The following is a 14,502-nucleotide window of genomic DNA, read 5'->3' on the forward strand; positions in this document are numbered from 1 at the left end:
CACTCCCAAATAGACTTTCCTATCTTAAAAAATAAACAACAAGCCGAAATTTATGTTTATCTTATACAAGGACAAGTCCGAAAAGCTGCACCCCACGTCCATACTTCAACATGTATTTCCCTTTCAAAGGGAGTGGATCGGCGAAACTCGATCCACTCCCAAGGAGGAGGGGTATGGCCTTTGGATTTGATTAATCCAATAATTCGTTCAAATCGAACGCGAATTTGTAGGTAAGCTGGAAACGAAGATCGTTCCTATCGTAGCCAGCACCGCCTGTGCTGTTGTCACCATCGACAATGGCGTAGCGAGCAGTTGCTCTCCACCCTTTCAGGGCTTCACTGAATTTATACCGCAACATGAAATCCCACTCTTTAATGTCGAAAGAAGCATTGGGGCCGGATTCGGTAGAATCGTAGTAGCCATAAGAGGTATTTCCCGTCAGTCCAGTAAGCCCCAGATAACCAAAATCATATTGCAATATTCCGGCATATACATTGTCCTCTGCGCGCTTACTGAAGGCTACCTGCTGAAGAAGCATCAACCGTCCACCACCAGGATTCTCGATATCATCATCACCTATATTCGCGTACACGAATTGCAGGTCCGCGCCATACGCCTTGATACCAACGCCGGCACCAAGCATATAGGAGTCTTCCTTGTTCAACAGGTTTTTACCTACAGTATTTTGGGCCAAATATCTCAGATCGACGTAGCCGGTGAACGTATCATTGAATGGATGATCATACTTCATGCGACCGTACATGTCGTTGTACATGTCCCAGAATTGATAATCATATGCTTCAAGCTGCAGGTTTTTGAGAGGCTTCCACACAGCACCCACCAGAGAAACACCCCGATCTTCGGTCACTGTACCCGTGCGATCAGTAAAATGTGAAAGGGATTGGAAATCGGTATCTGCCCAGCCCATAATATCCGTAAAATGCATGGCATGCAGGAGCAGATTGTCGAAGTATTTGCTCTCGACAGAGACACCTCGATACGTTTTCGGCATCAAACGAATATCGTGCCCATTCAAAAACGGGGTATTCACCTGCTGGGCACCAATCTTGATGGCGGTATCGGCCCACTCCCCCTTAATCCAGTATTCCTGTAACGCACCGTAACTAAAACGTTCGTTCTCGTCGTTCGTCGGCAACAACATATATGTAGAGTCTGTCTTGGAATTTCCCAGATCAAATCCAGTCCTGGCGGCAACACCTACGCTGATATTCTTCAACGGGTCGGTTTGATAATAGAAAAGTCCACCTAACGCCGTATCTTTACTGTTGCTCTTATTTTCCTGATCAAAATCAGAATCAAAAGAATAAAGACGCAATTCTCCACGAAAATGTCCCTGCATAACAGCCTCTGACACAGAGTCAGCGGCTCTTGCAGGCGTCCAAACAATACAAACCGCCAGTAACGCCCATAACAATTTCCTTAAACTCATCACTCATCCTCGAAGTTAGTTGTATTAAAATTCCAAGAGAGGATCTCCTTTTCCGGACTGTTGATCGCCCTTCCGCCATGCAACTCAACACCCCTATAAAGTCATCCGACACCATCCCGACCAAAACTTTTGCGCGGTGATAAAACCGAACATCCACAGCCTTGGCTAATATGGCGTTGACAATGATCGTCATGACTATTATTGTCAAGCAGAAATCACGGACGAACAAAAAGTCGAAGTGAACAAAAGCGGTAATCCGCAGATAATCTTTGTTTTCGCAAAATATCAAAAAAGGGCAGGCACAAAACACCCTGAAAAGCACTGTAAAACTGCCTCAAATCAGACTGTTAGCTCAATCTTTTTTGATTTCTTGTGATGCACCCCAATAGTCAAATCGTTGACTGTATAAACAGTAACTACTTCGGAGAACCAATGACACGAAGAATCAAATACAACTTAGAAAATTCAACGGGATCTTTGCTGAATCGAGCATCCCAACTATTGCGGTTGGGTTTGAATCGCAAAATTTCTGACGCGAGATGCTGTGCTACGGCGGAACAATGGAAAATTCTCACAAATCTCAGCCAAACTAATGGAATGACACAACAGGAACTCGCTGAGAAATCTTTCAAGAGCAAGGCTTCCATGACAAAAATGATTGACAGGTTGGAGTCTCGCAAACTCGTGACCCGTCAACCGGCTCCAGAGGATCGTCGATACAACAGAATACATTTGTCTTCAAAAGGGAGCATTGAATTAAAAGCCCTCATGCCTCTGGCTCAACTGAACCTGACACAGGCAGAACAAGGGCTTTCAAAAAAAGAACTCAACACATTCAAAATTGTATTGAAAAAAATCATTGTGAATATGGAGAACAACTATGGATACAAATAAAGAACGCGAAATAACGGTTGCCATACTGTCCGTTTCGCTCATCACTGTTATGGCAGGGGCAATCGTCGCTCCAGCCATGTCGAGTCTCTCTCACTTCTTTTCGGAACAGTCTCCCTCTGTAATCAAATTGATAGTGACACTTCCCGCACTACTCGTCATCCCCACCGCTATGGTCACGGGGAGGCTGGCCGATCGGTTCGGCCGACGCAATCTTCTGCTTCTCGGGCTGATTCTTTATCTTGTGGGAGGACTTGGAGGAGCTTTTTCCGCCAACTTCTATATATTGCTAGGCTTCCGAGCAATACTAGGATTGTCAGTCGGACTGGTCATGCCTATCTCGACAGGACTTGTTTCAGAATTCTTCCATGGAGAGAAAGCCCGACAAATGATGGGGTGGGTCAGTGCTGCCAACCACTTTGGTGGAATGGCTGCCCAAATTGTATCCGGGGCCTTGGCTATCATGTCTTGGCGATGCTCATTTGGCGTTTACGGCATTGCGTTAATCTCTCTTATAGTTGTCGCATTCTGGCTACCAGAACCGACTTCTCATGCTCAAAAAGGCCAGACAACCCCTTTACCACGAAAAACATACTTCAACTCAGTGTTCATGCTGCTGTTGATGGTAATTTTTTATACTGTTCCGCTCAATATCTCACTGTTTGTCGAAGGAACCGGCATGGGAAGCTCTACGACTTCCGGGATTGCTTGCGCACTGGTCACGGGTGCCCCATTCCTCGTAGGTATTTTTTTCCAAAAAATAACAACTCTTCTCGGAAAATCTGCCGTATTCGTCGCGATATGCACCATGGGATTAGGTATGTTCACCATTGGTGAAGCAAACAATATTACGACAGTGTTCGCCGGAGCACTCCTTACCGGGACTGGGGAAGGATTCCTTTTCCCCTATGTTATGAATGCAGTCAGAGCTACCGTGGCTCCCAAAGATAGTGTACGAGCGCTGGCTGTCATGAGCAGCATGCTCTATTTTGGTCAATTCATATCTCCCATAGTAATTGACGCCTTAAGTGGACTTTTCACCACGCCATCGAGCAACCAGCCTTTCATGATTGCCTGTGCGCTGTGCCTTGCTGGTGCAACAATTTCACTTGGATTCACCGTAAAGCAAAGGATCAATAAAAAATGCGAAAAAACTGCATGAAAACAAGAAGCAAAAATCGGCATAGCCACAAGCAGTGTCACAATAAGGAGCGACAATCCCATCAACTGACCAATCGGCTTCAAGGGGCTGCCATCTCTCCATCGCCAATTTCAAAAACAGAGTCGAGCGACACTCTTTCACAAATAACTATCGATACTGAGAGATGTATGATGTGCAAAAAATGTAAACGAGAATGCCCCTCAGGAGCCATCACCGTTACCGACGTCGCCCGCGTTGACAACACACGGTGCATCAGATGTGGATCATGCATCCAAGTATGTCCCAATCAGGCAATATCATTTCAATAAATTCATTCTAAATCCCATAGTTTGCCCGGGGAGAGTTCTCGTCAATTACCCCCCCCGTAATCTTCCCGTAATCTCCGGGCAAACAACTTTCGTCATCTTCAGATCACTCAAATCAACTGAAATGGAGGTTGTAACCATGAACAATCAAATCCCCCTCGTGGTCTTATCTTCTTTATACGTACATCATTCTATTTCATTACCACCCCCACTCCCCACGCTCCCCTTGCATTCCACAACCAACGCAAAAAAAGCATTTATCTTTTTTAAACACGACACGAACAGCACACTGAAAGAGCACCATGGAAAAAGCATCTCTTATCATAGCAATATTGCTCATCACACTGAGCATTCTTCTGAGCTACACGATGGCATCTTCCAAAAATCATCCCAAAAACAACATCATACAGTCCCCCAATTCAACAACTTCGCAGGCTGGAGTACCCTTTTCACACAACGAACATGTGGAAGAAGGGATCAGTTGTTTCACATGTCATCACACAGCTCAAAGCGAACAAGAAATCGAAGCCTGCCAATCCTGTCATGTTGACATCCGCCAAGAAGCCAAAAACACACCTGGCGGGTTCTACCAAGCTTGGCATGACAACACATCAAAACAAGCCTGTGTAGGCTGTCATCAAACCGTGAAAAAAAGGAAGGCCCCGACACTCTGCAAAGGCTGCCATTCCGACCGAGAGCATTCCAAAAAGCGAGTGAGACATGGCAAGCACAGGAATTGATATGTAAAGGATCCTATTTAATCAGGCAGTAACGCAATCAACAGCACTCTTGTATATTCCGACATTGGAACGCACTGAAAAGCTACAGGCCTGTCCTTCTGCTAGGGACGGCTTTATTAAAAAATACATAATTAAAATGGAGTCAATCATGAAAAGTCTCATCGCATCACATTTGAAACCCGAGTTTCATCCCGTTGCCCTGCTTCGCTCGGACAAACGACCGGAAAAGGCGCTTCAGCCCCGTCCCGGCAAATACTGCTGCATCATGTCCATGTTCGCTCAGGTAACGGCCAAGGGCAAAACAGCTGTTTTTGACCGGGAGACTTTCGGATGCCCCGGTGCCGTCGCCGGGTTGGGGATGGGGTTGGCCTACCCTTATGCCATGGGTGGTTCCGATACATTCGAAGCCTTTTTCTCGAAAGGCAAAGAGTCAGCCAAAAACCCCGTCGCCTATCAGGAAATCATCGACAACGCACCGGGACACATGCGCAACAAGCTGACCATTGGCGAACGTTTTCATTGTACACCTGAAAAAGCCCGCAAATGGTTCAGCGAAGACCTGCCGATTCACGACTTCAAGGAAAAATACCGTATCATGAAGCCGCTTTCCGAAGTGACAGAGCAGGAAACCCCTGAATCCATTGCCTTCGTCGTCAACCCTCTTCAACTGTCCGGTCTCATCACACTGGCTGGATCCATCCGTGAAGGCCTGCTGGATATCATGGCTCCCCAAGGCGGAGCCTGCCAGATGATCGGAACTTACGTATTCGCTCAGGCAAAGGCGGACAATCCGCGTCCGGTCCTCGGCTTCACTGATCTCGCCGCTCGCAAACACACCCGCATGACAATCCCGGATGGGCACCTGACTTTTGCCGTACCGTGGAAACTATTCCTACAACTGGAAAAAGAAGCTGAAGACGGCATTTTTGTTTCTCCGCTTTGGCAAGACCTTCAGTAGCAAAGAGGAAACGTAACGTACAGGAATCGCAAACAGCCCCTGCCGCCGATGATTAACTTCACACTCAAATCTGACCTAAACAGTTTTATCATCAAGATGCAAAATTGTTTTTTTTGAAGCATCTCGGCGACAGGGCAATTTATTACACCCCTGTAATAAACAGGTAAATTACAAGAAAGAATCCTTCAGCATACTTACCCCTATTCACAGTCAACCGAACTGGAGGCAAACGATGCGCACCAAAGGCTTTCGGATGAGAGCACTCATCTCAGTATTTACTTTTATTTCTTTCGTTATTCTGCTGCTCACGGGAGCAGAACTTTATGTGGCCCCACATGATCATGCCATCGACTGGCTGTGGTGGACCTTTTTGGGAATGGATCAGGACGTTTTCACGGAACTTCATATCATTTTCGGACTGCTGTTCCTTGTGACCTCGCTAATCCACATTGGCTACAACTTTAAGCCGTTATTGAACTATTTCAAAAAACCAGGAAGCGGCATGAACTTCTTCACTGAGGCTGTGGTCGCATCCATCCTTTCTTTCCTGATTGTGATAGGTACGCTGGCAGGACTCCCGGGACCAGCCAATATCCTTGAACTGGGTGAAAGAGTTCAGGAGTCATGGACCGTCAGCTATCCCGAAGCCCCCATCCCGAATACGGAAAGCCTGACCATCAGGCAGCTGGCTCTGTTTCTCGAAGTGGATGCCGCCACACTCATCGCCCGCTTGCATGAGCTTAATATCAACGACGCAAATGAACAGAGTATCATTAAAGTCATCGCTGAGGAGTACGACATCGCACCATATAAAATTTACATGGCCATTAAGTAGGTCATAGCTATGAAGATATTTAAAAAAGACACCCCACTGACCCTTTCTCGGGATGCTATTCGATTGTTTTTCGCCCTCAACTTCTATCTCTTCGTGAAAACACTTGGTATGGATTTCGAGCTTGAGACAGAATACGTTGTTATGGCATCAATTGTAATATTCGGACCGTTGTTTTGCGGATGGACGTGTCCGTTCGGAGCCGCCTCGTACTTCATGACCCGCATCGGGAATAAACTCTTTCCGAAACTCCAATTCAACATACCTCAACCTTACGACAAATGGCTCAGGCTTATCCGATATGTACTCTTGGCTTGCTTCCTCTATCTTTTCATCGCCAAAGGTGTGAGCTACTTCGGCGACCACATCGTCATGTACAAATCTACTATTTTTTCATGGAACTTCATCAAAATAAAGCACTGGGCCGTGTTGTTCATCCCTCTCTTTATCCCCCAGTTCTTCTGCAAATACATGTGCTTTCAAAAAGCTGGGTACAACATTATCAACAGGGCTCTCAAAATCACTCAAATTAAACGGGATACCGATGTCTGCATTAGTTGCAAAAAGTGCGATCGTCTTTGTCCAATGCAAGTTAACCCGTCCACAAAAAATGCCATCTCCGGGGAAGACTGCCTCAGTTGTTTTAACTGTCTGGACACGGACGCCTGTCCGAGCAAGGCTCAGGCGCTTTCACTCACCGTTCTCGGGTACAAGGTCAACCACGTCTACTTCGCGGTAGGGGCAATGAGCCTTTACATGATCTCGACGTACCTGATCCTCTTTGTCTTCAAATGGTAACATCAAGGCGTGCGGTCTCCATTGACCTCACGCCCTATCAACACCTTGCGCTCCCCCTTGCCCTCGCATAGATTGAATTGAAGGAGAAATGAATGCGCATACTGCTTGTAGAAGACGACCAGACCATTGCCGATTACATCGCCAAAGGCCTTCGTGAATCAGGCTTCACCGTGGATCATGCCGCCACAGGGAGCGACGGCAAGGATTTCGCTCTAAACGGCGAATATGACGCAGCCGTATTAGACCGCATGCTGCCCGGAATCGATGGCCTGACCATCATCGCGGAAATGCGGGGAAGAGGCATCGACACCCCTGTTCTTATCCTCAGTGCACGGCAGAGCGTGGATGACAAGGTCGCAGGCTTACAAGCTGGCGGTGATGACTACCTGACAAAACCCTTTTCCTTTGCCGAACTCCAAGCGCGGTTGCAGGCCCTTATCCGACGCGCCTCCAAAACGCCAACCAGTTCTACCCTCAAAGTCAACGGACTGAAACTTGATCGCTTCACGCGGGAGGTTTCCCACTCCGGACACCCCGTCTTCCTTCATGCCCGGGAGTACGCCCTGCTGGAGTACATGATGTCCAACGCGAAACGTATCATCACCAAGACCATGATCCTCGAACACATCTGGGACTACAGTTTCGACCCCCAAACCAACGTGGTCGAGGTGCTTGTTCACCGCCTCAGGGCAAAAGTGGATAAGCCCTTTGGCACAAACTTGATTCAAACCATTCGAGGGGTGGGCTATGTCCTCGGTGATACGCAAAGCTAAAAGCCACCTGCTCTCATTTCGCCTTGTGGCTGGATATTTTCTGCTGTTCTTTCTCAGTACCACTACGCTGTTTGGGCTGAGCGTCTTTCTGCTTGACCGATATGTTACCGACATGGAACGGCAACGCGTGATGGAAAAAGTAAACTTTTACCAATCCCTCCAAAGCGACAACGGTTTTGCCAAACTGGTTACCGAACTACGTAGACAGCATAAGACCAACAGGCTGGGCAATGTATACATCCACCTCACAGACCGCGATGGCAAAACCATCTGGCAAACCATTCCCGAACAACTTGACGAACTTCCTTCTTCCCTCTTTTCACTCCCTCTCACAATCAAGTCCGGCCAGTGGAAAAATGTAGACCTGCCGATATTCAACGACCTGGATATATACGCCTACACCTTGCCGGGAGGACAAATCCTGAACATAGGGAGAACTACTGAACGCCAGGAATTCCTCGTTGAAAGCATGCGCGACATGTTTGCCATTGTGCTGCTCGGAATCGTGCTATTCGGTATGGCAGGGGGCGCTTTTATGGCTCACCAGGTGCTCCGCCCCGTCCGGCAACTGACCAAAACCGTAAAAAAAGTTTCTTCCGGGGACATGACCAGCCGGGTTCCGATCCATAAACCAAAGGGGGAATTCGATGAACTGGCAGAACTCGTCAACGCCATGCTCCAACGGATCGAGACGCTCATGGTCGCCATGCGGGACGCCCTCGATAATGTCGGCCACGACCTGCGGACACCCCTTGCAAGGATGAAGGCGAGAATTGAACAGGCCGTCATTGAAGACACTTCACCCCAAAGACAACGAGAGACTCTTCTAGATTGCGCCGAGGAAATCGAACGCATCGACAAACTCATTTCCATGCTCATGGATATTGCCGAAGCCGAGACCGGTCAGATGCGGCTCAATGTGGAATCATTTCCGGTCGCCGATCTGCTCCATGACATAGCTGGGCTTTATGACCTGATCGCCGAAGAACGAGGGATAGAACTAATCGTTGAAAGCGAAGAGGTCATGCTTTCGGCTGACCGGCAGAGGATGGCACAGGCTATCGGTAATCTGACGGACAACGCGCTCAAATATACCCCTGAAGGAGGGGTGGTGACATTGAAAGCTTCAACATCCTCAGACACAATCGTACTGACCGTTCAGGACACGGGACCTGGAATTCCAGAAAAAGAGCGGAAACGTATCTTCGACAAACTCTATCGACTGGATAAAAGCCGATCCACAAAGGGGCTGGGGCTGGGACTGAGTCTCGTGCGGGCCGTAATCATTGCCCATGACGGCAAAATTGTTGTCACCGAAGCCCCTGAAGGCGGCAGCATCTTCAAGGTAAAACTTCCCTCCTTGTAATCAGCTTACACCTTTCACCCATGTAATTTTTCTGTAAGCCAAGCGTAAGCAACTACCCTCATGATGTCCTCAACAAACACGGAGGACACTATGAAAATCTTATCTACCCACAACCGTATAGGCGCTGGAATACTCGCTGTAGCGATAGCCCTTTCGCCAGTTACATTGATGGCAGAAGGCCATGGCAATCATGATGATAGTTACCGGGATGCAGCAGTTGTCACTCGCAGCCTGGAACAGCATCAGATAGCCCTACCCCAATTAATCCAAAAAGCTGAAGAAGTCGGAAAAGGCATCGCAATCGGCGTAGAGGTCGAAGATGACATTGCCTTACAGGGCATAGAGGTGATTTTGCTTCGCGACAGTGAAATCATTCGCGTCAACACGTCCCCCGTGACAGGAGATGTCCTCAAGATCGGCTCCCCCGAAATTATCCACAGTGCCATAGCTCGAATCAGCAAGCGATACGATTCACTGAAATACGCCAAAACCAGCCTTCGCGAAGCCGTGACCATTGCGGAAAAAACGGAAAATGGCATCGCCTATCAGGCTCATGTCGAAGATATTGATGACTGGGCCTGTTATGAAATCAACATCATGTCCAACGGAACTCAGATTCGAGTCATTGTTGATCCAGAAACCGGCCGCATCGTGGGTCGGGACACCCGATCTGACAAGCATCACGACGATCACTAATAGACTATTGCCATAAGCATGGGGGGAGACATTTCTCCCCTCCATGCGGCTGGAGATACATTGTGTCGATAAATCAACGAATTCTTATTCTGGTTGCAGCGGCAGTCATTTTGGTCGCCTATCCCTTGTGGATCATTTCCGAAGAAATGTATCAGGCGCAAATAACTAAAATTGTGGACAACTCAGCCAAAAACGCGATCAACCAAACGCTTTTGCTTATGAAACAGGCTCCGGAATCCGACAATTTCCTGACTTCAACCTCTATCCCAGGTAGACAAGCTTTCATCTTCGATTCCAAAGGAAACACTCTTGAAAGTGATGGATCGAACGACCTTTCCGCTGTGATTGCCCTTTTATTGAATCAACTGTCGAAACAACCAACAAAATCATCGATAATTTCTACCGAGATTACGCAAGAAGGTCCCAACCCCAAAGGGTGGGATTGTGTTGTTGGTTTTTCGAAAGAAAAAGATATCTTTGTCGCTGTTTGTTATGACAGAGACTACACATATGACGCCAGTACCAGTGTACAACTCACAGCTGGAATTCTTGCTTTGGCTGTATTCGTACTAGGGCTTCTCGGAGCAAAACTGATTTCGGCAAGAATCACCCTCCCCCTCAAACAACTTGCGAATTATGCACGACAGCTCCCTTCGCGAGAGATTGCTGATGCCGAAACTCAAAACACGCTTACCAAATTCAAATCAATAAAGGATAAAAACATTGTCGAATTAGTCCGCGCCTTGGCCCACATGGAACAGGAACTCACCCATTATATTCAAAATGAAAAGAATACCGCAGCCGAACGAGCGCGGATCAAAAGTGAACTTCATATCGCTGCCGAAATTCAGCAAGGCGCCTTGCCTGAAAAGCTGAACCTCCCCGGTCAAACAGCATCAATCAAGGCACACATGCTTCCTGCCCAAGAAATCGGTGGAGATCTTTACGACTACTTCATGGTGAACGAACACACACTGCTATTCTCTTTAGGTGATGTGTCCGGAAAAGGTGTGCCAGCAGCCCTGTTCATGTTCGCAACGCAACACATGCTCCGCTCACTGGCCATGCAGGGCATGCCCCTGAACGCCATCATGAAAAAGCTCAACAACACACTTGCGACGAACAACACTTCAGCCATGTACGTCACCATGGTCGTAGGCCGCTACGATCTTCGAACCGGAGACTTGGAATATATTTTGGCAGGCCACCAGCCACCGCTATTAAAACACGCAGACGGAACTCTCACGAATCTGGAAGGCGCAGCCAACTTTCCAGTAGGCAATATCAATAACATTAAATTTGAAAGCCAAATGGCAAAACTGAAAAGCGGAGACAGACTGGTCGTCTTCACCGATGGAGCGACTGAAGCATACGACGGTCAAAACAACCTTTACGGAATGAAACGCTTGGTGTCGCTGATACGTAAAGACAAAGGAAGCTGTTGTGAAGAATTGTTAGAGACCGTCTTCTCTTCGGTTACAAAATTCTCCGAAGACAAAAACATGCATGACGATATCACGGTGCTCTGTCTCCATCGTAAAGAGTAAAACACCAATAAATAAAGAACTATAGATTTCTTAACTCCTTCAAAAAATAATTAGCAGTCCATCATTCGTATAGCCCACGAAAAAAGGCTTAGAAGGTTTTCCTTCTAAGCCTTAACTTTCTTGTGGTGGAGCTGGAGGGAATCGAACCCACAACCTTTTGAATGCCATTCAAGAATTCCAACGAACACAACACCAACTTAACCAATTATAAAAACAGAGCTTTCGCCCGTTTATTCCGATTTGTGCAGCATGTTCACGGCGTGCGGGTGGTGCCTGATTTGGCGGGGTTACGCATGGTATCGCTGTGGATTGGGACACAAAAAGGACACAAAGCATATTTTAAGGGTTCATCCGGTTAAAGCGTACTTTGACTCATGAATGCCCATGATTCTGAGCTTGAAAAACTCCTTGTCCCGGTAGCCGTACGCCTGTCGTTTTAGCGTTTTGATCTTGTTGTTGGTTCCTTCAATTGGGCCTGACGAGATTGGAGGCTAGGGATGGTATTCGAGAAGATCGAGCTGCACCGCCCAGCAGGCCAAGTCAGAGGGGGAGATTAATTGCTAACGGCTAGGCGCACCAAGGGTTTCATGCATTTTACACTATCGGAAAACGATTAGTCAACAAGTGATGCTCTTGGGATGTGAAATTTTGCGAAAAACGCAGGAGATGTGAATATTTTTCTAAGAAAACTAAAAAAACTGTTAAAGACTTCTGAAAAACCGTTTTAATAGTAGTCTACTAAATTAAAAATACTAGCAGGGCCATACTCTCAACTGTTGCGCCAATCGCGTATGGATTCGGTTTCACAGAGCATAAAACGTGGTATGTGGGATGGCATATATATTTGCTAGGTTTGATTATGTGAATTTTGAAAATGAATTTGATTCACTCAAAACAGCAGAGAAATCAAGACGCCCTCTGGGGAGTAACTCCTTCGTTGAAAAGCTGAAGATGCTGCTTGGACGGAGCCTCAAGCCCAAAAAAGGCGGACGGAAGAAAAGGGAGTAAACTGCACGATGCCTATTAATTACAGAGTGTTAATTAGTAAGGTGCCCCCTTTTGGGAAAATCAGTGAGGGGCTCGGTTTTGATCGCACAATTTCCTGATAACGATTCAGCGAAGAAGTACCTTATTTTGAAAGAACAAATCACAGATTTTGTAAAAAGGCATCCTGTGTTTTTCATTTCATTGCCCATCTGAGTATTGATTTGGATGTTTTTCATTGCCCCCCTTCCTACGGCGGCTTTCTATGTAGTACTCCCAATGGGTGCCCTCATCATGGTTTTTTCATTATTCTTTTTGGATCAAACACATTCAGGCCCGTTGCCGTCTTCGTCTGGACTGGCCCAGTGGCTCTAGTGCTCATTGGCACTGTTGCAAGTGTACTAGGCGTGACCTTTGCTGCTACTGACACCTACTACATAGGAGTGGATGTAAACACTCCCTCTGGCCTTAAAAACTATAAAAGCATGATACAACTTAATGACACAAGCTTCGATATTTGGCCGTCTAATCCACACTCTCGTCAACCAAACGTCAAAGGAGAGGCCATCTACTGCGACCTGGGAGACGACAAAAACCTCGTGGTTCTTCTTGGTTTCCGTGGAGATCATTATGGATTAAATACACTTCGTATTTTACCATGGCGTACTGCGGGGCACCGAGTGAAGCATACTAAAAAGCATCAACCATTCATTTCAGGACGCTACGATCTAACTGGCGACCCCACTCCCCTATTAGTAACCTTTGCTAACAACGATGATCGAACCTCAATGGCGAAGGTCTCCCGAGATTTAATGGCACCCCTATACGGGGAAGGATTCTCAATTAATCGCATTTGGGTAGAGATGACGAACTCGCCATATAAGGACGGCGAGATACAGGATCGCCTTCCTTGGCTCCAGGACGGATTTGGTGGGGTGGAAGCTTATGACCCCTTCAAGGCTGTCGGACTTCACAACGTTGGAAATCCTTTCGTGAAAAATTTTTAATTGTAGTTATTGCCGACACATAGACAGGAAAGCAAAATGGCATATATCATTGACGTATTGAAAGCCATATTAAAAATGGGTTCACTTTATCGGACCACATTTCAAACCCACCAAGTCAAAAAAGATTGGTAAGAGGAAAAGGGCCTCAAGCTAATTCCCTTGAATATCAAGACTTGCGGCTGCGGGTATGATTGGTTAAAATTATTATAATTATATCAACTATTTAAAAGGGTTAATTGCCTACGAAACGTGTAATCTCAAAAAGGGTTGACTAGATAGTTAACCAAGTTTACTATGTTCGCATGGTTAGTCAGGAAAAAACACGAATGAACGTATATAGCCAATTGCGTCGGATCATTGAAAAACACACGCACATAGACGAGCAACCATTTACGCTGAACGAATCCATAGCTCTATCTCCGCGTGAGGTACGCACTATCGAGTTTTTAGGTCAGAGCGGAAATGTCAATGTGACCAATGTGGCCACTCATTTTAATTTTACCAAAAGTGCAGCCTCGCAGTTGGTTAACAGGTTGGTTAAACGAGGCTTTATCAGCAAGAATATTTCAAAGCACAGCGACAAAGAATTTCAACTGTCCTTGTCTCCTGAAGGTGAAAAAGCGTCTCAACTCATTAAGTCTATGACCAAACAGCGCTTGGAAATGTTCCTGAAGATGACTGAGCGCTTTTCTGCGCAGCAGATAGCCACTACCTCCGAGGTGCTTGAACAAGTTGAGAGCATGGTGGACGAACGACTCAAACGATTCAAATAATTTTTTTACAACAATAGTTAAGCAGATTAACCTTTGCAGAAACAACTTCTTCGACTCACGACATCGGACGCGAAACAGACAGAAATAATTTTTGATCAACCGGAAACCCTACGGCAAAAACACGCAGCGTTTTTTGGACCTCGGCCTGAAAAGACTCCGCTCACCACATAATGCTGACACCCTGAAGTTCACTGAAAAACATTCCACGGCACTGAGCATA

At 46.7% G+C, this 14,502-nt stretch carries 14 protein-coding genes and 1 pseudogene; 13 read left to right on the plus strand and 2 right to left on the minus strand.

The features are described 5' to 3' along the window. Positions 1-190 precede the first annotated feature (190 nt). A complete protein-coding gene (locus SYK_RS08160; protein ID WP_281763094.1) occupies positions 191-1,450 on the minus strand; it encodes an OprD family outer membrane porin in 1,260 nt (419 codons plus the stop codon). A 432-nt stretch (positions 1,451-1,882) separates the two neighbouring features. On the opposite strand from SYK_RS08160, the gene SYK_RS08165 reads away from it, so the two are divergent. The 11 genes from SYK_RS08165 (at position 1,883) to SYK_RS08210 (ending at position 11,518) form a co-directional block, all read left to right on the plus strand. After that, positions 1,883-2,344 (plus strand): MarR family winged helix-turn-helix transcriptional regulator, encoded by a 462-nt coding sequence (locus SYK_RS08165; protein ID WP_281763095.1) that lies wholly within the window; start codon positions 1,883-1,885, stop codon positions 2,342-2,344. After that, complete coding sequence (locus SYK_RS08170; RefSeq protein ID WP_281763096.1) at positions 2,331-3,503, plus strand: MFS transporter; 1,173 nt, start codon at positions 2,331-2,333, stop codon at positions 3,501-3,503. Before SYK_RS08165 ends, SYK_RS08170 begins: the two co-directional genes overlap by 14 nt. Further along, complete coding sequence (locus SYK_RS17705; protein WP_353618298.1) at positions 3,500-3,811, plus strand: 4Fe-4S binding protein; 312 nt, start codon at positions 3,500-3,502, stop codon at positions 3,809-3,811. The genes SYK_RS08170 and SYK_RS17705 overlap by 4 nt, the downstream gene beginning before the upstream one ends. Before the next feature lie 365 nt (positions 3,812-4,176). Further along, positions 4,177-4,548 carry a cytochrome c3 family protein gene (locus SYK_RS17710; RefSeq protein WP_353618303.1) on the plus strand — a complete coding sequence of 124 codons (372 nt, stop codon included), beginning with the start codon at positions 4,177-4,179 and terminating at the stop codon, positions 4,546-4,548. A 148-nt stretch (positions 4,549-4,696) separates the two neighbouring features. After that, positions 4,697-5,506, plus strand: a complete 810-nt coding sequence (locus tag SYK_RS08180; protein ID WP_281763098.1) for a DUF169 domain-containing protein — start codon at positions 4,697-4,699, stop codon at positions 5,504-5,506. A 232-nt stretch (positions 5,507-5,738) separates the two neighbouring features. Continuing rightward, complete coding sequence (locus SYK_RS08185) at positions 5,739-6,341, plus strand: DUF4405 domain-containing protein (RefSeq protein ID WP_281763099.1); 603 nt, start codon at positions 5,739-5,741, stop codon at positions 6,339-6,341. 9 nt (positions 6,342-6,350) lie between these two features. Then, a complete protein-coding gene (locus SYK_RS08190; RefSeq protein ID WP_281763100.1) occupies positions 6,351-7,136 on the plus strand; it encodes a 4Fe-4S binding protein in 786 nt (261 codons plus the stop codon). A gap of 92 nt (positions 7,137-7,228) precedes the next feature. Continuing rightward, positions 7,229-7,909, plus strand: a complete 681-nt coding sequence (locus SYK_RS08195) for a response regulator transcription factor (protein WP_281763101.1) — start codon at positions 7,229-7,231, stop codon at positions 7,907-7,909. Continuing rightward, complete coding sequence (locus tag SYK_RS08200) at positions 7,884-9,275, plus strand: sensor histidine kinase (RefSeq protein WP_281763102.1); 1,392 nt, start codon at positions 7,884-7,886, stop codon at positions 9,273-9,275. Before SYK_RS08195 ends, SYK_RS08200 begins: the two co-directional genes overlap by 26 nt. Before the next feature lie 90 nt (positions 9,276-9,365). Then, the gene (locus tag SYK_RS08205) at positions 9,366-9,971 is read left to right on the plus strand and encodes a PepSY domain-containing protein (RefSeq protein ID WP_281763103.1); all 606 of its coding nucleotides are present in this window, start codon (positions 9,366-9,368) and stop codon (positions 9,969-9,971) included. A gap of 62 nt (positions 9,972-10,033) precedes the next feature. Then, positions 10,034-11,518 carry a PP2C family protein-serine/threonine phosphatase gene (locus tag SYK_RS08210; protein ID WP_281763104.1) on the plus strand — a complete coding sequence of 495 codons (1,485 nt, stop codon included), beginning with the start codon at positions 10,034-10,036 and terminating at the stop codon, positions 11,516-11,518. Between the two features lie 347 nt (positions 11,519-11,865). On the opposite strand, the pseudogene SYK_RS08215 reads toward SYK_RS08210, so the two are convergent. Continuing rightward, positions 11,866-12,006, minus strand: a pseudogene (locus SYK_RS08215) (transposase); the annotation flags it as partial. Positions 12,007-12,876: 870 nt separating this feature from the next. On the opposite strand from SYK_RS08215, the gene SYK_RS08220 reads away from it, so the two are divergent. Further along, positions 12,877-13,509, plus strand: coding sequence for a hypothetical protein (locus SYK_RS08220; RefSeq protein ID WP_281763105.1), 633 nt, complete (start codon positions 12,877-12,879; stop codon positions 13,507-13,509). A 302-nt stretch (positions 13,510-13,811) separates the two neighbouring features. Further along, entirely contained in the window at positions 13,812-14,282 is a 471-nt protein-coding gene (locus SYK_RS08225; RefSeq protein ID WP_281763106.1) for a MarR family winged helix-turn-helix transcriptional regulator, read from the plus strand. Positions 14,283-14,502 lie beyond the last annotated feature (220 nt).

The organism is Pseudodesulfovibrio nedwellii, assembly GCF_027923765.1.
Lineage (GTDB): Bacteria > Desulfobacterota > Desulfovibrionia > Desulfovibrionales > Desulfovibrionaceae > Pseudodesulfovibrio > Pseudodesulfovibrio nedwellii.

Excerpts from the sequence above, each read along its gene's own strand:
- SYK_RS08160 (WP_281763094.1), bottom strand. The coding sequence starts at position 1,450 with ATGAGTTTAAGGAAATTGTTATGGGCGTTACTGGCGGTTTGTATTGTT.
- SYK_RS08165 (WP_281763095.1), top strand. The coding sequence starts at position 1,883 with ATGACACGAAGAATCAAATACAACTTAGAAAATTCAACGGGATCTTTG.
- SYK_RS08170 (WP_281763096.1), top strand. The coding sequence starts at position 2,331 with ATGGATACAAATAAAGAACGCGAAATAACGGTTGCCATACTGTCCGTT.
- SYK_RS17705 (WP_353618298.1), top strand. The coding sequence starts at position 3,500 with ATGAAAACAAGAAGCAAAAATCGGCATAGCCACAAGCAGTGTCACAAT.
- SYK_RS17710 (WP_353618303.1), top strand. The coding sequence starts at position 4,177 with ATGGCATCTTCCAAAAATCATCCCAAAAACAACATCATACAGTCCCCC.
- SYK_RS08180 (WP_281763098.1), top strand. The coding sequence starts at position 4,697 with ATGAAAAGTCTCATCGCATCACATTTGAAACCCGAGTTTCATCCCGTT.
- SYK_RS08185 (WP_281763099.1), top strand. The coding sequence starts at position 5,739 with ATGCGCACCAAAGGCTTTCGGATGAGAGCACTCATCTCAGTATTTACT.
- SYK_RS08190 (WP_281763100.1), top strand. The coding sequence starts at position 6,351 with ATGAAGATATTTAAAAAAGACACCCCACTGACCCTTTCTCGGGATGCT.
- SYK_RS08195 (WP_281763101.1), top strand. The coding sequence starts at position 7,229 with ATGCGCATACTGCTTGTAGAAGACGACCAGACCATTGCCGATTACATC.
- SYK_RS08200 (WP_281763102.1), top strand. The coding sequence starts at position 7,884 with ATGTCCTCGGTGATACGCAAAGCTAAAAGCCACCTGCTCTCATTTCGC.
- SYK_RS08205 (WP_281763103.1), top strand. The coding sequence starts at position 9,366 with ATGAAAATCTTATCTACCCACAACCGTATAGGCGCTGGAATACTCGCT.
- SYK_RS08225 (WP_281763106.1), top strand. The coding sequence starts at position 13,812 with ATGGTTAGTCAGGAAAAAACACGAATGAACGTATATAGCCAATTGCGT.